General features: G+C 64.1%; 21 protein-coding genes. 15 read left to right on the top strand and 6 right to left on the bottom strand.

Features of this window, described 5'->3' with window-relative positions; all coding sequences use genetic code 11:
• Positions 1-102 precede the first annotated feature (102 nt).
• A complete protein-coding gene (cytX, locus tag ACLCGK_RS14505) occupies positions 103-1,386 on the top strand; it encodes a putative hydroxymethylpyrimidine transporter CytX (protein ID WP_410952243.1) in 1,284 nt (427 codons plus the stop codon).
• On the opposite strand, the gene ACLCGK_RS14510 is transcribed toward cytX, so the two are convergent.
• A complete protein-coding gene (locus tag ACLCGK_RS14510) occupies positions 1,355-2,101 on the bottom strand; it encodes an RsiV family protein (RefSeq protein ID WP_023660486.1) in 747 nt (248 codons plus the stop codon). The genes cytX and ACLCGK_RS14510 overlap by 32 nt on opposite strands.
• 185 nt (positions 2,102-2,286) lie before the next feature.
• On the opposite strand from ACLCGK_RS14510, the gene ACLCGK_RS14515 reads away from it, so the two are divergent.
• From ACLCGK_RS14515 to ACLCGK_RS14555, 9 genes are all read left to right on the top strand, one after another.
• Complete coding sequence (locus ACLCGK_RS14515; protein WP_015272022.1) at positions 2,287-2,904, top strand: NUDIX domain-containing protein; 618 nt, start codon at positions 2,287-2,289, stop codon at positions 2,902-2,904.
• Positions 2,895-3,347: a DUF1249 domain-containing protein gene (locus tag ACLCGK_RS14520; RefSeq protein WP_016501905.1), complete on the top strand. Its 453-nt coding sequence runs from the start codon at positions 2,895-2,897 to the stop codon at positions 3,345-3,347. The genes ACLCGK_RS14515 and ACLCGK_RS14520 overlap by 10 nt, the downstream gene beginning before the upstream one ends.
• A gap of 85 nt (positions 3,348-3,432) precedes the next feature.
• On the top strand, positions 3,433-4,233 hold the full coding sequence (gene cpdA, locus ACLCGK_RS14525) for a 3',5'-cyclic-AMP phosphodiesterase (protein ID WP_410952244.1): 801 nt from the start codon (positions 3,433-3,435) through the stop codon (positions 4,231-4,233).
• Positions 4,234-4,508: 275 nt separating this feature from the next.
• Complete coding sequence (locus tag ACLCGK_RS14530) at positions 4,509-5,117, top strand: YqiA/YcfP family alpha/beta fold hydrolase (RefSeq protein ID WP_410952245.1); 609 nt, start codon at positions 4,509-4,511, stop codon at positions 5,115-5,117.
• A gap of 35 nt (positions 5,118-5,152) precedes the next feature.
• Positions 5,153-7,057 (top strand): DNA topoisomerase IV subunit B, encoded by a 1,905-nt coding sequence (gene parE, locus ACLCGK_RS14535; protein WP_015272020.1) that lies wholly within the window; start codon positions 5,153-5,155, stop codon positions 7,055-7,057.
• Entirely contained in the window at positions 7,054-8,040 is a 987-nt protein-coding gene (locus tag ACLCGK_RS14540; RefSeq protein WP_013974455.1) for an esterase-like activity of phytase family protein, read from the top strand. Before parE ends, ACLCGK_RS14540 begins: the two co-directional genes overlap by 4 nt.
• A complete protein-coding gene (locus ACLCGK_RS14545; RefSeq protein ID WP_015272019.1) occupies positions 8,037-8,555 on the top strand; it encodes a TIGR02281 family clan AA aspartic protease in 519 nt (172 codons plus the stop codon). The genes ACLCGK_RS14540 and ACLCGK_RS14545 overlap by 4 nt, the downstream gene beginning before the upstream one ends.
• Positions 8,556-8,565: 10 nt before the next feature.
• Positions 8,566-10,824, top strand: coding sequence for a DNA topoisomerase IV subunit A (gene parC / locus ACLCGK_RS14550; RefSeq protein WP_023660490.1), 2,259 nt, complete (start codon positions 8,566-8,568; stop codon positions 10,822-10,824).
• A gap of 172 nt (positions 10,825-10,996) precedes the next feature.
• Entirely contained in the window at positions 10,997-11,707 is a 711-nt protein-coding gene (locus ACLCGK_RS14555) for a membrane integrity-associated transporter subunit PqiC (RefSeq protein ID WP_031324184.1), read from the top strand.
• Positions 11,708-11,889: 182 nt separating this feature from the next.
• Here ACLCGK_RS14555 and ACLCGK_RS14560 read toward each other — a convergent pair whose 3' ends face one another.
• The gene (locus tag ACLCGK_RS14560; RefSeq protein ID WP_410952246.1) at positions 11,890-13,353 is read right to left on the bottom strand and encodes a histidine kinase; all 1,464 of its coding nucleotides are present in this window, start codon (positions 13,351-13,353) and stop codon (positions 11,890-11,892) included.
• A gap of 135 nt (positions 13,354-13,488) precedes the next feature.
• Here ACLCGK_RS14560 and serB point away from each other — a divergent pair, with 135 nt between their 5' ends.
• Positions 13,489-14,703, top strand: coding sequence for a phosphoserine phosphatase SerB (gene serB, locus ACLCGK_RS14565; RefSeq protein ID WP_410952247.1), 1,215 nt, complete (start codon positions 13,489-13,491; stop codon positions 14,701-14,703).
• A gap of 193 nt (positions 14,704-14,896) precedes the next feature.
• Here serB and asd read toward each other — a convergent pair whose 3' ends face one another.
• Genes asd through ACLCGK_RS14580 form a run of 3 tightly spaced genes read right to left on the bottom strand, consistent with a single transcriptional unit; the run spans position 14,897 to position 18,159 of the window.
• Positions 14,897-15,760, bottom strand: coding sequence for an archaetidylserine decarboxylase (gene asd, locus ACLCGK_RS14570; RefSeq protein WP_410952248.1), 864 nt, complete (start codon positions 15,758-15,760; stop codon positions 14,897-14,899).
• Between the two features lie 9 nt (positions 15,761-15,769).
• A complete protein-coding gene (locus tag ACLCGK_RS14575; RefSeq protein ID WP_410952249.1) occupies positions 15,770-16,579 on the bottom strand; it encodes a rhodanese-like domain-containing protein in 810 nt (269 codons plus the stop codon).
• A 44-nt stretch (positions 16,580-16,623) separates the two neighbouring features.
• A complete protein-coding gene (locus tag ACLCGK_RS14580) occupies positions 16,624-18,159 on the bottom strand; it encodes an HDOD domain-containing protein (RefSeq protein ID WP_410952250.1) in 1,536 nt (511 codons plus the stop codon).
• Between the two features lie 130 nt (positions 18,160-18,289).
• Between ACLCGK_RS14580 and motA the strand changes: the two genes are divergently transcribed.
• Positions 18,290-19,141, top strand: a complete 852-nt coding sequence (gene motA, locus ACLCGK_RS14585; protein ID WP_015272014.1) for a flagellar motor stator protein MotA — start codon at positions 18,290-18,292, stop codon at positions 19,139-19,141.
• A gap of 3 nt (positions 19,142-19,144) precedes the next feature.
• A complete protein-coding gene (motB, locus tag ACLCGK_RS14590) occupies positions 19,145-20,158 on the top strand; it encodes a flagellar motor protein MotB (protein WP_013974445.1) in 1,014 nt (337 codons plus the stop codon).
• 189 nt (positions 20,159-20,347) lie between these two features.
• Here motB and rsgA read toward each other — a convergent pair whose 3' ends face one another.
• Positions 20,348-21,379, bottom strand: a complete 1,032-nt coding sequence (gene rsgA, locus ACLCGK_RS14595) for a small ribosomal subunit biogenesis GTPase RsgA (protein WP_410952251.1) — start codon at positions 21,377-21,379, stop codon at positions 20,348-20,350.
• Between the two features lie 143 nt (positions 21,380-21,522).
• Here rsgA and orn point away from each other — a divergent pair, with 143 nt between their 5' ends.
• Together orn and ACLCGK_RS14605 are read left to right on the top strand one after the other, a co-directional pair.
• On the top strand, positions 21,523-22,065 hold the full coding sequence (gene orn / locus ACLCGK_RS14600) for an oligoribonuclease (RefSeq protein ID WP_003258152.1): 543 nt from the start codon (positions 21,523-21,525) through the stop codon (positions 22,063-22,065).
• Between the two features lie 100 nt (positions 22,066-22,165).
• Positions 22,166-22,777 carry a trimeric intracellular cation channel family protein gene (locus tag ACLCGK_RS14605; RefSeq protein ID WP_046613337.1) on the top strand — a complete coding sequence of 204 codons (612 nt, stop codon included), beginning with the start codon at positions 22,166-22,168 and terminating at the stop codon, positions 22,775-22,777.
• The last annotated feature ends 46 nt before the right edge of the window (positions 22,778-22,823 follow it).

A 22,823-nucleotide genomic window follows, 5' to 3' on the forward strand; every position in this document is an offset into this window, starting at 1 on the left:
TCGCGAAGCTGAAAACCTGGGGCCGCTTTGCGGCCCTTTCGCGACACAAGGCCGCTCCTACAGCGACCGCGTCCAATCCAATACCTTGCCGAGTGTCAAAGCATGACCACCCCCAGCCAATTCTCCCCCGACCACCCGGTCCCCACCGCCCAGCGCATCTTCGGCGCCCGCGACCTGTTCTCGCTATGGTTCTCCCTCGGTATCGGCCTGATGGTGCTGCAGGTCGGCGCCATGCTGGCCCCTGGCCTGGGCCTTGCCGACGCGGTGCTGGCTATCGCCCTGGGCACCGGTGTGGGTGTGCTGCTGCTGGGGGCTGCCGGTGTCATCGGCAGCGATACCGGCCTGTCGGCCATGGGCACGCTGAAACTGAGCCTGGGTGGCCATGGCGCTCGCTTGCCGGCGCTGCTCAACCTGCTGCAACTGGTGGGCTGGGGCGCGTTCGAGATCATCGTCATGCGCGATGCCGCCAGCCTGCTGGGCGCGCGGGCGTTCGGCGAAGCCAGCGCCTGGAACAGCCCTGTGCTCTGGACCCTGTGCTTCGGCGCCCTGGCCACCTTGCTCGCAGTCGGTGGGCCGCTGGCGTTCGTGCGCAAGGTGCTACGCACTTGGGGTATCTGGCTGCTGCTGGGCGCTTGCCTTTGGCTGACCTGGAACCTGTTCGCCAAGGCCGATCTTGCGGCACTGTGGAACCGCGCCGGCGACGGATCGATGTCGCTGGCTGTGGGTTTCGACATCGCCATCGCCATGCCGCTGTCCTGGTTGCCGCTGATCGCCGACTACTCGCGTTTTGCCCGTAACGGCAAACATGTATTCGGCGGTACGGTGGTGGGCTACTTCATCGGCAACACCTGGCTGATGAGCCTGGGCGTGGGCTATACCTTGGCCTTCGCCGGCAGTGGCGAAGCCAACGCCCTGCTGCTGGCCCTGGCGGGCGCCGGCATGGGCATTCCACTGCTGCTGATTCTGCTGGACGAGTCGGAAAAGGCTTTTGCCGACATTCACTCGGCGGCCGTTTCCACCGGCGTGCTGGTGCGCCTGAAGGTCGAGCACCTGGCGCTGGCCATTGGCGTGCTGTGCACGCTGATCGCCTTGCTGGCGCCACTGGCACAGTACGAGAACTTCCTGCTGCTGATCGGCTCGGTGTTTGCACCGCTGTTCGGTGTGGTATTGATGGACCATTACGTGATCCGTCGCCGCCGCTTGCCGGCACAGGTGCATGGCTTGCACTGGCAGGCACTGCTGGCCTGGGCGGTGGGCGTTGCCGCGTACCATCTGATCGCCGCGCAAGCGCCGAACCTGGGTGCGACCCTGCCGGCATTGCTGCTGGCAGGGCTACTGCACGGGCTGCTGAGCTTCAGCCGCGGCCGGGAAACAGCTCGGGCTTGAGCACGCCATTCAGGCGTGGGTACGGGATCTTCAACTCCACGTGGCCCATGGAGTAGGGCGCGATGGAATAGACCTCGTACTTGACCACCACCGCGCCGTACGTCAGGGCGACGTGCGGCGACTGCTTGAACGGCCAGGTCTTGATGAACTCGGCATCCTTGTCCATGCCTACGCTGATCAGCCAGGCGTGGTGCGATTCCTCGACGGTTTTCCAGAAGGTGTCTTCCTGGCCGGGCACCAGCATGTCCTGCAGGGTCAGCACCTTGTCCAGCTTGCGCGAATAGTTGATGAAGCCACGCCCGGGCATGCCGTGGGCGCCGCCGCTGTCCAGGTAGCTGGACAATTCGATGATCACCAGTCCGTCATGCTGCTCGCGTACCTTGGCCTGCAGGTAGCTGCTGTTGCGCTTGTCGGCACTGGCCAGGTACTGCTGCTCGTAGGCTTGCAGGGTGGTCGGTGCGTTGCCGCGCTGGTTGTCTTCGGTCAGTTGCAGCAGGCGTTTCTCGACGATGCCATCGAGCTTGGGCAAGGCCGGGAAGTGGATCATGTCGATGTTCACCAGCGGGCAGTCGCTTTCGCTACAGCCGGGTTTGACATGCTCCCAGGCATCGCGCTTGACCTCGAGCGGCGCCCGGTAGTTGGGCGTGAACAGGCTTTGGCAGGCACCCAGGGCCAGGGCCAGCACAGCCACGGAAGTCAGTTTGACAAGTGTCATGAGGATCCTTGCAGAACAGGGAAAAGTCGGCCTTTGACCGTCTGCGCGGCCTTCAGTTCGCCACTAAGCTAACAGAGAGAAGGCGCGCTGTCCCGAGTGCGCGAACGGTTGCCGGAAAGGGGTGAAACCGGCAGGCGCGCAGAGTAGGATGGCGCGATGCGGTATTCGAGGTAATGAGGATTTCCATGTCAGACGCGTTGAACTCAGTGCCCAAGGGCTTCGAAATCATTGAGCGGGCCAACTGCTTCCAGGGCTTTTACAAGCTCGACAAGCTACGTCTGCGCCACGAGTTGTTTGCCGGGGGCATGGGCCGCGAGATCAGCCGTGAACTGTTCGTGCGCCATGATGCGGTGTGCGTGCTGCCGTACGACCCGTTGCGCGATGAAGTGGTGCTGATCGAGCAGTTCCGCGTCGGTGCACTGGACAAGGTCGACAACCCCTGGCTGATCGAGATGGTGGCCGGGCTGATCGACAAGGACGAGCAACCCGAGGAAGTCGCCCACCGCGAAGCCGAAGAAGAAGCCGGCCTGGCCTTTAGCGCCCTGTGGCCGATGACCCGTTACTTCCCGTCGCCCGGCGGCAGTGACGAGTACGTTCACCTGTTCCTCGGCCGTTGCAGTAGTGAAGGGGCGGGCGGCCTGCATGGCCTGGAAGAAGAGGGCGAGGACATTCGCGTGCGCGTGTGGTCGTTCGAGGATGCCATGCAGGCGGTGCGCGACGGGCGCATCTGCAACGCGGCGACCATCATCGGCCTGCAATGGCTGGCGCTGAACCGTGATGAAGTACGAGGTATGTGGAAGTGAACCTGCTGCGCGAGCGTTATCGGGTCGACCTGGTCGGGCTGCAGGCAGCCTGCGAGGCCAACTACGCCCGGCTGATGCGCCTGTTGCCCGACATGCGCACCACCCAGAGCTCGCGCCGCATCGGCATGACCCAGGGCGACCAGATGCTCGGCGTGCTGGTGCTCGACGTGGTGCTGGCCTGCCCGTACACCACCACCCTGCACGTGCGCCAGGAGCACAGCCTGCCGTGGTTGCCGGTACCGCATCTGGAAGTGCAGGTGTACCACGATGCGCGCATGGCCGAAGTGGTCAGTGCCGAACACACCCGGCGCCTGCGCAGCATCTACCCGTATCCGAACGAGGCCATGCACCAGCCGGACGAAAAGGCCCAGCTCAACCTGTTCCTCGGTGAATGGCTGAGCCACTGCCTGGCTTGTGGTCACGAGCTGGCGAGCGTTCGCTGAAGTGTGACGCAGGTCGTTCGTGGGTGTTTGCTAGCACCCGTTGTGCAGCCATAATTCGCGCTGAATCCGTTCGAGGAGACGGCCGTTGCCGCAGCCAAACCAATCGCGCCCCGTGCATGTGGTGCAACTGACCGATGCCCACCTGTTCGCCGACCCGGCCGGCAGCATGCTGGGCCTCAATACCCGTGACAGCCTGCGCCATGTAGTGGCCCAGGTGCGGCGGGAGCAACCGCTTGTCGACCTGCTGCTGTGCACTGGCGACCTGTCCCAGGACGCCAGCGTGGCGTCCTATGAAGCGTTCCGTGAGCTGACCGCACCGTTTGCCGCGCCCACCCGCTGGTTGCCTGGCAACCATGACGAGGCCCGAGTCATGGCGCAAGTGGCACCGGAGTTGGTACAGGCGGTGACCGATATCGGTGCGTGGCGCATCGTCATGCTCAACACGGCCGTACCCGGGGCGACGCATGGGCTGCTGGAGGATGACCAGCTGGCAGTGCTGGAAACGGCCTTGCGAGAGGCGGGTGAACGGCATTGCCTGGTGTGCTTCCACCATCAGCCGGTGGATATCGGCTGTGCCTGGATTGCGCCGATCGGCTTGCGCAATGCCCAGGCGCTGTTCGATATCGTCGAGGGTTATCCACAGGTGCGGGCGCTGCTGTGGGGGCATGTGCACCAGGAGTGGGATGAAGTGCGCGACGGTCGTCGCCTGCTGGCCACTCCGTCGACCTGCATCCAGTTCGCGGCGCGCAGCGAGGATTTCAAGGTGAGCGAGGAGCAGCCTGGATACCGCTGGCTGCGCCTCCACACCGACGGGCGGTTGGAGACCGGGGTGGAGCGGGCAGTGGATTTCCAGGTGAAGCTCGACTTCGATAGCCCTGGCTATTGAGCTGCGCCTGCAGACGCGGTCAATTGTAGGAGCGGCCTTGTGTCGCGATGGGCCGCAGAGCGGCCCCGGCAATATTTGTGGCGCAGCTGAAACCCTGGGGCCGCTTCGCGCCCCATCGCGACACAAGGCCGCTCCTACAGGGAACTGTGGTTGCGCCTTCGGTGAAGAAATTGTTGCGAAACCCGTGACACTGCGTCAAAACCCGGCGAACGCGCTACACTGCGCGTCCCTGCGCCCATATCACTGGGCGCGAAGCCACAGATTCCGGGGGCAGCATGTCGGGTTCCATCCTCTATATCCATGGCTTCAACAGCTCGCCACTTTCGACCAAGGCGCGCCAACTCGAGGCCGTGATGCAGCAACTGGGCCTGTCGGCCCAACTGCGGGTGCCCGCCTTGCACCACCACCCACGGCAGGCCATCGCGCAGCTCGAAGCGGCCATCGCCGAACTGGGCGCACCATTGTTGGTAGGTAGTTCGCTCGGCGGCTACTATGCCACCTATCTGGCCGAGCGCCACGGCCTCAAGGCCTTGCTGGTGAACCCGGCGGTAACACCGCACAAGCATTTCGACGGCTACCTGGGCATCCAGCACAATCACTACACCGGTGAAGCGTGGGAGCTGACCCACGATCATGTGCAGGCCCTGGCCGAGCTTGAGGTACCAGCCCCGGTGGATGCCAGCCGCTATCAAGTGTGGCTGCAGACCGCCGATGAAACCCTGGACTATCGCCATGCCGAGCGCTATTACCGTGCTTGTGCCCTGCGCATCCAGGCCGGTGGCGACCACAGCTTCCAGGGCTTCGCCGAGCGCCTGCCGGCACTGCTGGCCTTCGCCGGCATTGCCCGTGGGCAGTACGCAGCGCTCGATTTTTCTGTATTTTGACTTTTTTGCATTCACCAGACTGACGACGAGACCCTATGGCCACTCCCAGCGCTAGCGCCTATAACGCAGACGCCATCGAAGTCCTCTCGGGCCTTGACCCGGTCCGCAAGCGGCCGGGCATGTACACCGATACCAGCCGCCCCAACCACCTGGCCCAGGAAGTCATCGACAACAGTGTCGACGAAGCCCTGGCCGGTCATGCCCGTTCGGTACAGGTCATCCTCCATGCCGACCACTCGCTGGAAGTCAGCGATGATGGCCGCGGCATGCCGGTGGACATCCACCCGGAAGAGGGGGTGTCCGGGGTCGAGCTGATCCTCACCAAGCTGCACGCCGGCGGCAAGTTCTCCAACAAGAACTATCAGTTCTCCGGTGGCCTTCACGGCGTGGGCATCTCTGTGGTCAACGCCCTGTCGACCCAGGTGCGCGTGCGCGTCAAACGTGACGGCAACGAATACCAGATGACTTTCGCCGATGGCTTCAAGGCCAGCGAGTTGGAAGTGGTCGGCTCGGTCGGCAAGCGCAACACCGGCACCAGCGTGTACTTCAGCCCCGACCCCAAGTACTTCGATTCGCCGAAATTCTCCATCAGCCGCCTCAAGCATGTGCTCAAGGCCAAGGCCGTGCTGTGCCCGGGCCTGCTGGTCAGCTTCGAGGACAAGGCCAGCGGCGAGAAAGTCGAATGGCACTATGAGGATGGCCTGCGTTCTTACCTGGTCGATTCCGTCAATGAGTTCCAGCGCCTGCCCGACGAGCCGTTCTGCGGCAGCCTGGCCGGTAACAAGGAAGCGGTGGACTGGGCCTTGCTGTGGCTGCCAGAAGGCGGCGACAGCATCCAGGAGAGCTACGTCAACCTGATCCCTACCGCCCAAGGCGGCACCCATGTCAACGGTCTGCGCCAGGGCCTGCTGGATGCCATGCGTGAATTCTGCGAGTTCCGCAACTTGCTGCCGCGCGGCGTGAAGCTGGCGCCGGAAGACGTCTGGGAGCGCATCACCTTCGTGCTGTCGATGAAGATGCAGGACCCGCAGTTCTCCGGGCAGACCAAGGAGCGCCTGTCGTCGCGCGAGGCGGCTGCCTTCGTTTCCGGCGTGGTCAAGGACGCGTTCAGCCTGTGGCTCAACGCCCACCCCGAGCTGGGCATGCAGCTGGCGGAGCTGGCCATCAGCAACGCCGGGCGCCGCCTGAAGGCCAGCAAGAAGGTCGAGCGCAAGCGCATAACCCAGGGGCCGGCACTTCCCGGCAAACTGGCCGATTGCGCCGGCCAGGACCCGATGCGCGCCGAACTGTTCCTGGTCGAGGGTGACTCGGCCGGTGGCTCGGCCAAGCAGGCTCGCGACAAGGAATTCCAGGCGATCCTGCCGCTGCGTGGCAAGATCCTCAACACTTGGGAAGTGGACGGTGGCGAAGTCCTGGCCAGCCAGGAAGTGCACAACATCGCCGTGGCCATTGGCGTCGACCCGGGGGCCACCGACCTTGCGCAGCTGCGCTACGGCAAGATCTGCATCCTCGCCGACGCCGACTCCGACGGCCTGCACATCGCCACGTTGCTGTGCGCACTGTTTGTCCAGCACTTCCGCGCCCTGGTCGAGGCCGGGCATGTGTACGTGGCCATGCCGCCGCTGTACCGCATCGACCTGGGCAAGGAAATCTACTACGCACTCGACGAGGCCGAGCGTGACGGTATCCTCGATCGCCTGGTGGCCGAGAAGAAGCGCGGCAAGCCACAGGTCACCCGCTTCAAGGGCCTGGGCGAGATGAACCCGCCACAGCTGCGCGAGACCACCATGGACCCGAATACCCGGCGCCTGGTGCAACTGACCCTGGACGACGTGCAGGCCACCTGCGAGCTGATGGACAAGCTGCTGGCCAAGAAGCGCGCGGGCGACCGCAAGAGCTGGCTGGAAACCAAGGGCAACCTGGCCGAGGTCATGGTTTGATTCGGCGGCTTCTGGCTGCCTGCCTGGCGCTGGTTGCCTTGCCGAGCCTGGCGGGCAACTGGCCAGAGTTGAAGCTGAGCGCCGAGCACCCGATCGAAGGCATGCGCGGTGGCAACCTGTCTGGCCTGGTGGAATGCCGGGGCGGGCTGTGGGGCGTATCCGACCGCGACGACGACCGCATCTACCGCTTCGACCAGCAAAACCCGACCTGGCGCGCGCAGCCGCTCACCTTCACCCCGCCAGCGGTGCCGGAAAGTGGCCTGCCGTGGGGCCTGAAGTCGCGCAACTGGGCGGCGTCGTATATTCGTGGTGGCGAGCTGGATTTCGAAGGCATCAGCTGTGACCAGGCGGGCAACCTGTACCTGGTCAGCGAAGCTCATGCCGCTGTGCTGCAACTGCCGCTGGAAGGCGAGGCGGACTGGTTGAAGATCGACCCGGCCATGGTTCGTCAGGCCCGGGCCAGCGGCATGCTGCTGAACTTCAACGCCTTGTTCGAAGGTCTGGCGATCAACCCGGCGGGTGACCGCCTGTGGCTGGCCGCCGAGCGCGAGCGCCGTGGCCTGGTGGCTATCGAGCGCCAGCAGTCGGTGTGGACCTGCGGCCGCAGCTGCGTGTTGCTGAGCGAGGCCGGGGTCGAAATGCAACCGGCACAGATGCCCAATGCCCAGGCACTGTCGCGCGACTTCGCCGACCTGGCCTGGTTCGAAGGCAAGCTGTTCACTCTCGAACGCAATGCCTACCGCGTCTGTCGTCGGGATACCGACAGCGGCATGGTCGAGCGCTGCTGGTCGTTCGCTGCCGATGCCCTGGTCGAGTCGCGTCGCTACCAGCAGCCGTTCGGTCTGGCCGAGGCCCTGGTGATCGATGCCAAGGGCGCCTGGATAGGCGTGGACAACAACAACGGCGCCCGCGCCGATGGCGAAGCACGCCCGATCGTCTGGCGCTTCGATGCGCCGGAAGGCGGATGGAGCGCCAAGCCATGAGCCAGGCACCGGGCAAGCGGGCTGGCAAGGTATTGATGATCGTCGCCTGGGCGGCGGCGCTGTTCCTTGCCACGCGTTTTTTCGGCCAATGGGAAGACAGCCAGCGCAACCCCAATGCCCAGGTGCAGTCGACGCATGGCGAAGGCTTTATCGAGGTGCGCCTGCTGGGCAACGGCCAGGGCCACTTCGTGATGGATGGCGCAATCAACGGCCAGGTAGTGCATTTCATGCTCGACACAGGTGCTACCGACGTGGCCATCCCCGAGGCGCTGGGCCGCGAGCTGGGCCTGGAGCGTGGCAGCCCGGTGCAGCTCAGTACCGCCAACGGCCGTACCGAAGGCTACCGCACGCGCCTGACCAGCCTGCAGCTGGGGGATATCCGCCTGCAGGACGTGCGCGCCATCGTGGTGCCGGGCCTGGACGGGCAGACCGTATTGCTGGGCATGAGTGCCCTGAAACAACTTGAATTTACCCAGCGCGGCGGCACCATGCTGCTGCGCCAGAACCTGAAATGACGAGGCCCGCATGAGCGACTCACTGGAACTCAGCCTGGATGGCGTAGAACGCCGCTCGCTGGCTGACTTCACCGAACAGGCCTACCTCAACTACTCCATGTACGTGATCATGGACCGCGCCTTGCCGCACATCGGCGATGGCCTGAAGCCGGTGCAGCGACGCATCGTCTACGCCATGAGCGAGTTGGGGCTCGATGCCGATGCCAAGCACAAGAAGTCGGCGCGTACCGTCGGTGACGTGCTCGGCAAGTTCCACCCCCACGGTGACTCGGCCTGCTACGAGGCCATGGTGCTGATGGCCCAGCCGTTCAGCTACCGCTATACGCTGGTCGACGGCCAGGGCAACTGGGGTGCGCCGGACGATCCGAAGTCGTTCGCCGCCATGCGTTATACCGAAGCGCGTCTTTCGCGCTACGCCGAAGTGCTGCTCAGCGAAGTCGGCCAGGGCACCGTGGACTGGGTGCCCAACTTCGACGGCACCCTGCAGGAGCCGGCCGTGCTGCCTGCGCGCCTGCCCAACATCCTGCTCAACGGCACCACTGGTATCGCCGTTGGCATGGCCACTGACGTACCGCCGCACAACCTGCGTGAAGTGGCCACTGCCTGTGTGCGCCTGCTCGACGAGCCCAAGGCCACCATCGAGCAGCTGTGCGAGCACATCCAGGGGCCGGACTACCCGACCGAGGCCGAGATCGTTACGCCGCGGGCAGAAATCCTCAAGATGTACGAAAGCGGTCGCGGCTCCATCCGTATGCGCGCCGTCTACCGTGTCGAGGATGGCGACATCGTCGTCACCGCGCTGCCGCACCAGGTCTCCGGGGCCAAGGTGCTGGAGCAGATCGCTGCGCAGATGCAGGCCAAGAAGCTGCCTATGGTCGCCGACCTGCGTGACGAGTCGGACCACGAGAACCCGTGCCGCATCGTCATCATCCCGCGCTCCAACCGTGTGGATGCCGATGAGCTGATGCAGCACCTGTTTGCCACGACCGACCTGGAGAGCAGCTACCGGGTCAACGTCAACATCATCGGCCTGGACGGCCGGCCACAGCTGAAGAACCTGCGAGCGCTGCTGCTGGAATGGCTGGAGTTCCGTACCGCTACCGTCCGTCGCCGCCTGCAGCACCGCCTGGACAAGGTGGAGAAGCGCCTGCACCTGTTGGAAGGTTTGCTGACCGCGTTCCTCAACCTGGATGAAGTTATCCACATCATCCGTACCGAAGACCAGCCCAAGCAGGCCCTGATCGCCCGTTTCGACCTGACCGAAATCCAGGCCGACTACATTCTCGAGACCCGCCTGCGGCAGCTGGCACGCCTGGAAGAGATGAAGATCCGCGGCGAGCAGGATGAATTGCTGAAGGAGCAGGCCAAGCTGCTCGCCCTGCTGGGCAGCGATGCCAAGCTGCGCAAGCTGGTACGCAGCGAGCTGATCAAGGATGCTGAAACCTATGGCGACGACCGCCGCTCGCCGATCGTCGAGCGTGCCGAGGCCAAGGCGCTGTCGGAAAACGAGCTGATGCCGACCGAGCCGGTCACCGTGGTGCTCTCGGAGAAGGGCTGGGTGCGCTGCGCCAAGGGTCACGACATTGATGCCACCGGCCTGTCGTACAAGGCCGGCGATGGCTTCAAGGCCGCTGCTGCCGGGCGCTCAAACCAGTTTGCCGTGCTCATCGATTCTACTGGCCGCAGTTACTCGCTAGCCGCCCACAGCCTGCCGTCGGCGCGTGGTCAGGGCGAACCACTGACCGGCCGCCTGACGCCACCACCGGGGGCCACCTTCGAGTGTGTGCTGTTGCCAGACGACGATGCACTGTACGTGGTGGCTTCGGACGCCGGCTATGGCTTCGTGGTCAAGGGTGAAGACCTGCAGGCCAAGAACAAGGCCGGCAAGGGCTTGCTCAGCCTGCCCAACGGTGCCAAGGTCATGACCCCGCGCCCGGTGGCCAACCGCGAGCAGGACTGGCTGGCGGCGGTTACCACCGAAGGCCGTCTGCTGGTATTCAAGGTCAGCGACCTGCCTCAGTTGGGCAAAGGCAAGGGCAACAAGATTATCGGGGTGCCGGGCGACCGGGTGGCGAGCCGTGAAGAATTTGTTACCGATCTGGCCGTAATAGCAGATGGCGCGACGCTTGTATTGCAAGCCGGCAAGCGTACCCTATCTCTGAAAGCGGACGACCTGGAGCATTACAAGGGCGAGCGCGGACGGCGCGGCAGCAAGCTGCCACGCGGGTTCCAGCGGGTCGATGGGTTGCAGGTGGAAGTGCCGGCGTAAGCGGTTGAAATGTCTGGAGCGGCAATTTCAGCGTCGTTCCGGGCAGAAATGCTGGAGTCGGACGGTTATTTCGCGGATGATATGGCCCTTGCGGTGCCGGCGTGGCCGTGTGCCCGTTTGAATTTATATGTATCACTGCGGTTGGCCTTTTGGCGACCGCCTGGATGGGATGATGAAATTTCTGCGCCTTCCATTTGCGCTGTTGATGACTGGCCTGCTGGGCCTTGGCGGGTGCACCATGCATCAGCCGGTTGCCCTGTACCAGCTCGACAGTGGTGATCCTGGCCAGCCTTCGCAGAGTGCGGGCATGGCCGTGGTGCTCGGTCCGGTATCGGTTGCCGATTACCTGCAACGTGAGACGTTCCTGCAGCGTCAGGCCGATGGCAGCCTGAGTTCGGCGACCGACGGTCGTTGGGCCGGCAGCCTTTCGTCGGATATCGACCAGCTGCTGGTGCGCCAGCTCGCCTGGCGCCTGGACAGCCAGCGCGTGGTGCTGGCCCCGGCGGCTGCCGGGTTCAACCCGGATGTACAAGTGCTGCTGTCGATCACTCGCCTGGACTCGGGCAAGGACCAGCCGGCCGTCCTGGATGCCCAGTGGCGCCTGTTGGACCGCCGTGGCCATGTGCGTGACAACCGCATCGTTCACCTCGAACAGCCGCACGCGGGCAGCGAGGCGTCGCAGGTGCAGGCCCAGGGCCAGTTGCTTCAGAAACTGGCCGAACAGCTGAGCACAGCGGTCAAGCCTCTGGCTAACCAGCCGGCGATTGCCGAAGAGTCGCCTAAAAAATCGGCTGCTCCGGTGCAGGTGAAGAAGACGCCTGAGAAATCCAAGATCCCGATGGCTGCGCCGATTCGAACCGATATGGAAGTCTACCGGTTCTGATCTAACTGCCAGATACGAAAAAGCCCGCATCATTGCGGGCTTTTTCGTATCTGCTGTAAACCATGCACCGCTGATTTTGCAGGGACCTGTGGGAGCGGGCATGCCCGCGAACACCGGCGCAGCCGGTGCCATACACCGCGGCGCTTGATTCGCGGGCACGCCCGCTCCCGCAAGGGGCTGTATCAGGCCCGGCGTTCGTGCATCCGCGCGAGCTGACGCTCCAGCATCGACGGGTAGGGTTCCATCAGGCGCTCCACGCAGCAGGCACCCTCGGGGCTGGCAATCGGGCGAATGCGGGCGCGCTGGCGAATCAGCGTGTCATCACTGATCTGCCGTTCTACCAGCAACAAGTTGCGACTGTGCTGCGACAGTGCCAGAGCGTCCTGGGCCTTTTCGGCCATCAGCAGGTCTACCAGCTCCAGCCCTTGCAGGTCGTTACCCAGGGCAAGGCCCAGCTGCAGCTGCAGGGTAATGCCGCTGTCCGCTACCTCGATCTGCAGGGCATGGCCCAATGCGCGCAACAGCTCGCCGCAGCAGATGGCGTTGGTCAGGTAGTCCTCGCCGCAGTCGCGGCTGTGGAACAGCACCAGGGTGCTGCCGTCGTTGAGCGTGTGAGTTTTACCGTCGTAGAGTGAGGCGGCATGCTCCAGGCAATCGCGGTAGCGCTCGGTCAGTTCGGTCAGGCGCGTGCGCGGCAGGCGACGCAGCTGCTCCTGTGAGCCCAGTTGCACGGCAAGCACGGCGCTGTACTGCGGCTCGTCGGATTCGACCACGGCGGCCTTGGGCGCGCTTTCGTCGTCCAGCAGGCCGGCGAAGGCTTCATCGTCATCCTCGTCCGCCTGGGCGGCAAGCTTGGCGCGCGGTGCGACCTTGGCTGCCGGGGCAGCGTCGTGCAGGTCGTCGAACTGCTCGTCTTCTTCTTCTTCTTCTTCGGGCTCTGGCTCAGGTGGCGGCGGCGGGGCCAGGCGCGCGTGCAGCTGGCGGGCGATGTCGCCGATCTCGTCCTGGCGGTCGGTGGCCGGGGTATAGGGTTGCGGGTCGCGCAGCCACACCCGCAGTTGCAGCAGCGGCAGGGTGATGAAGCGGCCCTGGCGCAGGCTCAGGGTCAGCGCCAGCACCAGCAGGATGGCGGCAAGGATGCCCATGCTCTGCAGACTGATCAGCATCGGCTGCTGGAACTGGCTCATGTCCAGGCTGATGCGCAGTTGCCCGGCGGTCACGTCCTGGAAGGTGATCTTGGTCTGGTACAGGCCTTCGGCCTCGCCCAGCAGGCTGTTGCGCGGGCGCTGGCCGGCTTCCGCGAGGATGCGGTTGTCCACGCTGTAGATCGCCGCATGGGCCACCAGTGGGTTTTTCACCAGGTTGCCGAGCAGAACGTTCAGGCTGAGGATGTCATTGGCCACCAGCAACTCGGTCGCCGAGGTGGCGGTCTGGGTGGTCAGGCTCTGGCCCAGGGCATCGGCCTGCTCGTGCATGGCCTGCTTGAACTGCAGGCCCATCACGCAGGCGTAGATCACCAACGCCAGCGCCACCAGGAAAATGTTGGTGCAGGCGATGCGTAGTGCCAGCGGCACGCGACGTTGACTCAGGGCGCGATAGATCATCAGGAAGAAGTTGTCTGCTTTGACGGGCGTGGGCCGGTTCACTGAGCTCGGCTCTTAATGGCATGAAAGTGTGGGGCAGTATAGCGAGCCGGGTTTTGTCGGCAAAGTATCGTTGGCGCCCGACGGTCACGGAAAATCGGTAGAATGCGCATTTTTCATCGAAGTCGGAGCCAGGTTGTGCGCGAAATCGTCCTGATCAACATCACCGGTGAGGACCGTCCCGGTCTCACTGCGGCTATCACCGGCGTCCTGCTGCAGGGCGGTGTGAGCATCCTCGACATTGGCCTGGCAGTCATGCACGGTACCTTGTCGTTCGGCATCCTGGTCGATATCCCGGACAACGAAGTGGCCACCTCCCTGCTGCAGAGCGTGCAGGCCAAGGCCCACGAACTGAACCTGCAGGCCCGCTACACGCCGATTTCCGAGGCGGACTACCAGCACTGGGCCGATGGCCAGGGCGAGGCGCGCCACATCGTCACCTTGCTCAGCCGCAAGATCACTCCAGAGCAACTGCAGCGGGTGAGTGCGGTGATCAGCCGGTACGGCCTGACCATCGAGCGCATCGAGCGCCTGTCGGCCCGTGTAGCGCTGGATGTCGAGACCGACAAGGGCAAGGCGGCCATCGAGATCTCTGTGCGCGGCGTGCCGAGCGATGCCGAGGCTCTGCGTGCCGACTTCTTCGCCCTGGCCGAAGAGCTGAGCATCGACATTGCCTTCCAGAAGGACGACCTGTTCCGCCGCAACCGTCGTCTGGCGGTCTTCGACATGGACTCGACGCTGATCGAAGCCGAGGTCATCGACGAACTGGCAAAGGCCGCTGGCGTGGGTGAGCAGGTTGCCGCCATCACCGAGCGCGCCATGCGCGGCGAGCTGGACTTCCGCGCCAGCTTCAAGGAGCGCATGGCGCTGCTCAAGGGCCTGGATGTGGGCGTGTTGGATGAGATCGGGGCGTCGCTGCGTCTGACCGAAGGTGCCGAGAACCTGTTTGCCGAGCTCAAGCGCCTGGGTTACAAGACCGCGATCCTGTCCGGTGGCTTCACTTACTTTGCTCGCCAGGTGCAGGCGCGTTTGGGCATCGACTATGTGTTCGCCAACGAGCTGGAAGTGGTCGATGGCAAGGTGACCGGCGTGGCTGTGGAGCCGATCGTTGATGCCCAGCGCAAGGCCGAGCTGCTGCAGAAGCTGGCCAGCGAAGAAGGCTTGCAGCTGGAGCAGACCATTGCCGTGGGTGACGGTGCCAACGACCTGCCGATGCTGTCGCTGGCCGGCCTGGGTGTGGCGTTTCGTGCCAAGCCGCTGGTACGCCAGTCGGCCAAGCAGGCGATTTCTACCCTGGGATTGGATGGAGTGTTGTATCTGCTGGGCCTGCGCGACCGCGACGCGCGCGGCTGATTTGAGAATCCGGGGCTGCTTCGCAGCCCATCGCGACACAAAGCCGCTCCCCCCAAGGAACAGCCCTCCCCCCCCTGAACAAGCTTCCGTTTCTAAAACACAAGGCCGCTCCTACAGGGAATCGCTTATCTCCTGTAGAAGCGGCCTTGTGTCGCGAAAGGGCCGCAAAGCGGCCCCAGGTTCCATCAGGCAATCAAGCCTGCACAGGCGCCGCCAACTGCTGCCCCATGCGCACCGCTGAACCCGCACCCAGCTTCTCCGCCCACTTCACCTGCTCCGGCCCGAACAGCACGATAGCAGTCGACCCCAGCTTGAAGCGGCCTAGTTCGGCACCTTTCTCCAGGTGGATCGGCGCGCGGCTGGCTTCGTCGTAGCGGAAGGTCTTCAGTTCACGCTTGGGTGGCGTCACCAACCCGGCCCACACGGTTTCGATCGAAGCGACGATCATCGCGCCCACCAGCACCACGGCCATCGGCCCGCGCTCGGTATCGAACAGGCAGACCACGCGCTCGTTGCGGGCGAACAGCTCGGGGACGTTCTCTGCGGTGGTCTGGTTGACCGAGAACAGGCGGCCCGGCACGTAGACCATTTCACGCAGGGTACCGGCCAGCGGCATGTGCACGCGGTGGTAGTCCTTGGGCGACAGGTAGATGGTGGCGAACTCGCCGCCCATGAACGGCGCGGCCATGGCCGGGTCGCCGCCAAGCAGCTCCTGCGCGCTGAAACCGTGGCCCTTGGCCTGGAAGATGCGGCCGTGCTCGATCGGGCCAAGCTGGCTGACGGCACCATCGGCCGGGCAAAGGATGGCGCCCGGGGTCTCGTCCAGCGGACGGGCACCCGGCTTCAGGGCGCGGGTGAAGAATGCATTGAAGTGCTCGTAGGCGCTCAGGTCCTCGACCAGCGCTTCGCTCATGTTGACCTGGTAACGCTTGGCGAACCAGGCGGTGAAGGCGTTCTTGAACCAGCGCACGCGGCACTCGGCTATGCAGCCGGCCAGGCGCGACAGCAAGTGGTGCGGCAGCAGGTACTGGCTGATGATGAACAAACGGGATTTCATGCAGGTTCCTTAGACTTCTACAGGCGTGTCCGGGTGGTTGCCCCATTCGCTCCACGAGCCGGCGTAGGCCTTGACGCGCGGGTAGCCAAGGGCCTTGGCCACCAGGTAGGTGAAACCGGAGCGGCGGTGGGTCTGGCAGTGGGTGATCACTTCCTTGTCGGGGGTGATGCCCAGGTTCTTCAGGACTTCGGCGATGTCCTGGCGAATGCGCAGGTGGTCGTTGAGGTCCATGCCGGCGGTCCACTCGAAGTTGATCGCGCCGGGGATGTGACCGCCCTTGGCTGCCAGTACTTTCTCGCCGCTGAATTCCTGCGGGCCACGGGCGTCCCAGATGACCAGGTCGTCGGCGCCCAGGCGGCTTTGAAGGTACTCGCGGGTGGCGGTGGGTGAACTGTCGATGCGCAGGCGCACCGGCGCATTGCCGCTGGCGGGCACTTCTGTGGAGAGCTTGTCGGCGGGCCAGGCCTGTATGCCGCCATTGAGATAGTGGTAACGCTTGTGGCCGATCACGTCGAGCAACCAGATGAAGCGCCCGGCCCAGCCGCCGCCCTCATCGTCATACACCACATACACGGCATCGTCGCGGTGGCCGAGTTCGCTGAACAGTTTTTCCAGCTCGCCCAGGGCCGGCAGCAGGCCGGGCGCGGGGGGCTGGCCGAGCTGGGTACGCTTGCCTTCGACAAAGCGTGCGCCGGGGATATGCCCGCTGACATAGCGGTTGGCGCTGCTCAGGTCGATCAGGATCAGCTGTGGCGAATCCAGGCGCGGCAGCAGGTCCGCGGCTTCGATCACCAGGGGCAGGCCGGAAAAGTCAGTCATCCACGGTCTCCAGTGTGGAAAGAGGGGCGATTGTAGCGCAAGGCTCAGGCCTTGCGGTTGGCAAACACCGATAGCGCCCGTTCGGTGCACTGTGCGGTCTTGCCGAAGGCTTGCACGCTGATATCGGCCAGCGGCCGGCAGCCTTGGTCAGCCACCATCAGCATCAGCACCTGGTCCGCCACCGCCAGCGAGCGTAGCAGCACGTGCTCGCTGCGGAACAAGGCACGCAGCGGGGCCGGCAGCAGGGCCGAGAACTGGCTGTGGTTTTCCGGGGTGATACGCAATTGCCCGGCTTTGGCCAGCAGCTTTTGCAGCAGTTTGTTCTGCGCCACCGGCAGTACCAGCCCCCCGGCTTCCTTTGGCAGGCCGGCCATCTGCTGCACGCGCAGCTGGTCGTTGGCCTTGTCCAGGCTCAGCAGCAGTATCCGCTGCATGCCAGAGGCCAGAAGGGCCTCGATAACCTGCGTGGCCAGGTGCACGCTGTTGGTGAACGGGCTGGGCTGGGCCAGAAGGTCCTGGCACAGCTTGCGCCAGCGCGCCAGTTCGTCGCTTGTGGGAGGTGGCGGAGCCAGCATGTCTGGGTGCGGACGGCGCTGGTGCCAGGGCCAGATCAGCGCTTCGGCCGGGTGGAACAAGGCATGCTGGGCATGGCGGCGGGCGCTGGCCGCAGCCTGCTGGTGCACCTGCTGCTGCACGTCGTCCAGCGAAGTCTGCAGGTACAGTGCGGTCAGCAGCTGCCAGCGCAACAGGTGCGGGTTGTCCCAGCCCACTTGTGCCGCCAGGGCCAGGTTGTTTGCCAGCAGCACGGTGTTGGCCGGCTGGTTGAACCAGCGGCGCAGGCCAGGCTCGGCGTCCAGGCGGTGTTGCTGGCTGAGCAGGTCCGGGTCGCGGGCGATACTGAGCACCTGGGCCAGTTGTTCGCGCTCTTCCAGCAGCAGGCGGTAACCCTGGGTCACCCATTGTGGCAGGCGCCAGTACTCCGCCATGGTCTGGCACAGCTCCATGATGCGCACGCCAAACAGTTCTTCCTCGACATGGGCGGCGTCTTCGCCCTTGTGGATAACCTGCAGCTCCCAGGTATCGAGCAGCTTGGGGTAGGCCAGCGCCAGCGGCCAGAGTGGCGACAGGAACAACAGGCTGCCCCAGTGGATTTCCTGCCACAGCCGTGCCAGGCGGCTTGCGAACAGGCCGCTGGCCTGCTGCGAGGCGTGCTGGCTGATCAGCTGGAACTGGCACAGTACCGGCGGAATCTCTTCGACGGGCACTGCTGGCAGGCGCTTGAGCAGCTGTTCGCTGCGCTCCAGGCCCAGGCGGTTGAGGGCGACTTCCAGGCTTTCGGCGGGCTCTGCCAGGCTGGCATTGGTGGGGTGATTGGCTTCGCGCATCACCGACAGCACCAGCGCCGGGCTATCCTGCATCAGTTCGGCGATATCGCGCAGTGAGCGGCGGTTATCGTGGATGGCGGCCATGACCCGGTCGTAGCTGTGCTTCGGCACGGGGATGCGAACACTCTCGAGCAGCTTTACCCAGGCCTCTAGCGTACGTGGAGCCTGAGCGGGCACCTTGGTTTCAATTGGCATTTTGACATCAGTCCGAACTGGCTTTTCGCATTGAGTGGCTATAGTCTGGCGCAGTTCTGCCGATAAGTAGAAGAAGAGTTTTAAAGCTCCCGTCTCTTCCCCTGACCACGACAGCAAGTGCTTTGAACCTATGGCTAAAATTATCGGCATCATCGTCGTATTCGCGAGCGTGCTCGGCGGATACGTGCTTTCCCACGGCAAGATCGCGGCACTGATCCAGCCGTTCGAAGTACTGATCATCGGCGGTGCGGCCTTTGGTGCATTCCTGCAGGCCAACCCTGGCCACATGACCATGCACGTCATCAAGAAGTCGATGAAGATGTTCGGCTCGCGCTTCACTCACGCCTTCTACCTGGAAGTGCTGGGCCTGGTGTACGAAATTCTCAACAAGAGCCGGCGCGAAGGCATGATGGCCATCGAGGCCGATATCGAGGATGCCGCCGCCAGCCCGATCTTCGCCAAGTACCCGACGGTGCTGGCCGATGAGCGCATGACCGCGTTCGTCTGCGACTATCTGCGCATCATGTCCACCGGCAACATGGCCCCGCACGAACTCGAGGGCCTGTTCGACATGGAACTGCTGAGCATGAAGGAAGAACTGGAGCACCCGTCCCATGCGGTGACCGGCATCGCCGACGGTATGCCTGGCTTCGGTATCGTTGCGGCGGTACTGGGTATCGTGGTGACCATGGCCTCGCTCGGCGATGGTGACCAGGCCTCCATCGGCCTCCATGTGGGTGCGGCGCTGGTGGGTACCTTCTTCGGTATTCTGGCGGCCTACGGCTTCTTCGGCCCGTTGGCCAAGTGCCTGGAGCACGATGCCAAGGAAGAGCTGAACCTCTACGAATCGATCAAGGCTTCGCTGGTGGCCTCGGCCTCGGGCATGCCGCCTTCGCTGGCGGTCGAGTTCGGGCGCAAGGTGTTGTACCCCAAGCACCGCCCAAGCTTCGCCGAACTGGAACAAGCGGTTCGCGGTCGCTGAGTCATGGAGAACAATCAGCCCATCATCGTCAAGCGCGTCAAGCGCTTTGGCGGCGGCCACCACGGCGGCGCCTGGAAAATCGCCTTCGCCGACTTCGCCACGGCGATGATGGCGTTCTTCCTGGTGCTGTGGCTGTTGTCCACGGCCACCCCGGAACAGAAGATCGCCATTGCCGGCTACTTCAAGGACCCGATCGGCTTCTCGGAAAGCGGAACGCCCTACGTCATCGACCTGGGCGGCTCGCCTCAGCTGGCGCCGGAAAAGACCATCAACCCCGAAGCCAAGTCGGAGCCGACGCCTGATACCAGCATTCAGCTGGACAAGGACCAGGTGGAGACCATGGCCGAGCAGGTCGAGCGTGAGCGTCTGGAGTTGCTGCTGCAGGAACTGCAGAACAAGGTGGAAGAGAACCCGCAACTGCAGAAGTTCAAGGACCAGATCCTGTTCGAGATCACCCAGGACGGCCTGCGCATCCAGATCATGGACGCCGAGAACCGGCCGATGTTCGACATTGGCAGCGCGCGCCTGCAGCCGTACTTCGAGGACATCCTGCTGGCGATGGCCGACACCATCAAGGCGGTGCCGAACAAGATCAGCATCAGTGGCCACACCGACGCCAAGCCCTATGCCGGCAGTGGCGAGTTCGGCAACTGGGAATTGTCGGCCAACCGCGCCAACGCCGCGCGCCGTGCACTGGTGGCCGGCGGCTACCCGGATGGCCAGGTGGCGCGGGTGGTGGGTTATGCCTCGTCGTCGCTGTTCGACCGCAAGGACCCGTTCAACCCGGTCAACCGCCGCATCGACATCATCGTGCTGACCAAAAAAGCCCAGCGCAATATCGAAGGCGAGCAGGGCGCGCCGGAAGCACCGGCTGCCGAGCCCGCGCCGCCGGCCGCTGCGGCACCGGCGGCGCCAGGGGAGGCCGGGCAGGCCCCCATGCAGCCGCGTGAATTGCGCCAGAAGCTGAACATCTTCGAAGAGGGGACGCTGAAGATGGATGAGGCCAAGGACCAGTAAACCCTTTTTCGTCTTGCGCGGTCCCTTGTGGGAGCGGCCTTGTGTCGCGAAAGGGCCGCAACGCGGCCCCGGCAATATTTGCATTAATGCTGATATCTGGGGCCGCTGCGCGCCCCTTTCGCGACACAAGGCCGCTCCCACAGGATCGTGCCGTAGCTGAAGCCGGCGCAGAACCTGTGGAGCAAGTGGTCAGTAAGCGTCTTCCGGCAAACTGGCGATGATCGAGCGGTAGCTGTTCATCCGTTGCTGCTTGATACGCCCCTCGTCCAGCGCCTTGAGCAGCGCGCAGCCCGGTTCGCGATCATGCTTGCAGTCGCGGAAGCGGCAGGTGCCGAACAGGTCGCGGAACTCGATGAAACCATCCTCCACATCACTGCGGCTGACGTGACCCAGGCCGAACTCGCGGATGCCCGGTGAGTCGATCAGGTCGCCACCATTGGGGAAGTGGTACAGCCGCGCGGTGGTGGTGGTGTGGGTACCCTGGCCAGACCATTCCGACAGGTCGCCGACACGGGTGCCGGCCTCCGGCAGCAGGCTGTTGACCAGCGACGACTTGCCCACCCCCGACTGGCCGACGAACACGCTGATGTGGCCGTCGAGCATCTGCTGCAGGCGTTGCATGCCGTCACCGTGATGTGCCGAGACCTCGAGCAGCGGGTAGCCGAGCTCGCGGTAAACCTCCAGCAGCGCATGCAGGCCCGGGCCGTTCTCTTCGTTGATCAGGTCGGCCTTGTTCAGCAGCAGCAGCGGGCGAATGCCGGCGTGCTCCGCGGCCACCAGGTAACGGTCGATCAGGTTGGGGTGCGGTTCGGGCGCGGGGGCAAAGACGATCACGATCAGGTCGACGTTGGCCGCCACCGGCTTCAGCTGGCTGTGGTTGTTAGGCCGGCACAGCTCGGTGCTGCGCGGCATCTGCGCGACGATCACACCAATGCCCTGGTTGCCCGCCCGCCATACCACGCGGTCGCCGGTAACCAGCGCCGGCAGGTTGGCGCGCAAGTGGCAACGGAACACCTGGCCCGCGGCTTCGCCGTCCTGGGCTTCCACTTCTACCTGCACACCGAAGTGCGCAATCACCAGGCCCAACTGCTCTGGCCCAAGGTCGCCACCCTCCAGTTCCTGCAGCACGTGCTGTTCGCGTTTGGCCGCACGCGCGGCGCGCTCGTTCTGGATTTTTTCGATGCGCCAGTTCTGGCGGCGATTGAGCTGGCGTTTGGCCATGAAGGTTCCGTGCGTGGGGGCAGGTTGAAAACGGCAGGCAGTTTACCACGCCAGGCGCCGGACCATTTGGCTTACCTTCGCACCGTGAATGGGCGTGCCTTGGCCACTACGCTACTATGACGGCCTATACGAGGAGCCCCCGCATGCAAAACCCACAGAACCTGATCTGGATCGACCTGGAAATGACCGGCCTGGATCCGGACAGCGACGTCATCATCGAGATGGCCACCATTGTCACCGACAGCGAACTGAACACCCTGGCCGAAGGGCCGGTGATTGCCATCCACCACAGTGACGAAGTGCTGGCGCGCATGGACGAGTGGAATACCCGCACCCATGGCGCTTCGGGCCTGACCCAGCGCGTTCGCGAGAGCAAGGTCGGCATGGCCGAAGCCGAGGCGCAGACCATTGCCTTCCTCGAGCAGTGGGTACCGAAAGGCAAGTCCCCGATCTGTGGCAACAGCATCTGCCAGGACCGCCGTTTCCTGTACCGACACATGCGCAACCTGGAAAACTACTTCCATTACCGCAATCTCGATGTTTCGACCCTGAAGGAACTGGCTGCACGCTGGGCACCTGATGTGCGCGACAGCTTCAAGAAGGGCAACACCCACCTGGCGCTGGACGACATCCGCGAATCGATCGCCGAACTGCGCCACTATCGCGAGCACTTCATCAAGGTGTGAGCCGAAAAGGCGCAGATATTGTATCTGCGCCCTCTTTTGGTGCCATGGGCAACTGGTTAGACTGCGCGCCTTTCTCGCACGCCCGCACGGACCCCGCACCATGTTGTTGATGCTCTATCTCATCGCCATCACCGCCGAAGCCATGACCGGCGCGTTGTCTGCAGGCCGCCGCGGCATGGACTGGTTCGGCGTGGTGCTGATTGCCTGCGTCACCGCCCTGGGTGGCGGCTCGGTGCGTGACGTGCTTCTCGGGCATTACCCGCTGACCTGGGTGAAGCATCCTGAATACCTGGTGCTGACCAGCTGTGCGGCGCTGCTAACCATTTTCATCGCGCCGATGATGCGCCGCCTGCGCTCGCTGTTCCTGGTGCTCGACGCCCTGGGGCTGGTGGCTTTTACCTTGATTGGCTGCATGACTGCGCTGGAGATGGGGCAGGGCATGCTGGTGGCGTCGATCAGCGGGGTGATCACCGGAGTATTTGGCGGGATCCTGCGGGACATTTTCTGTAACGACATCCCCCTGGTATTCCGCCGCGAGCTTTACGCCAGCGTATCGTTTGCTGCGGCGTGGTTCTATCTGGGCTGCGTGCACTTCAAGGTGCCGGCGGAGCAGGCGATGCTGCTGACCTTGTTTGGCGGGTTCCTGGTTCGGCTGCTGGCGATTCGGTTCCATTGGGAGATGCCCAAGTTCCACTACAACGACCAGCAGTAACGCAGTTCCGGCACAACATGGCCCCTGTGGGAGCGGGCGTGCCCGC

The sequence above is a fragment of the Pseudomonas sp. S1(2024) genome, assembly GCF_046557535.1.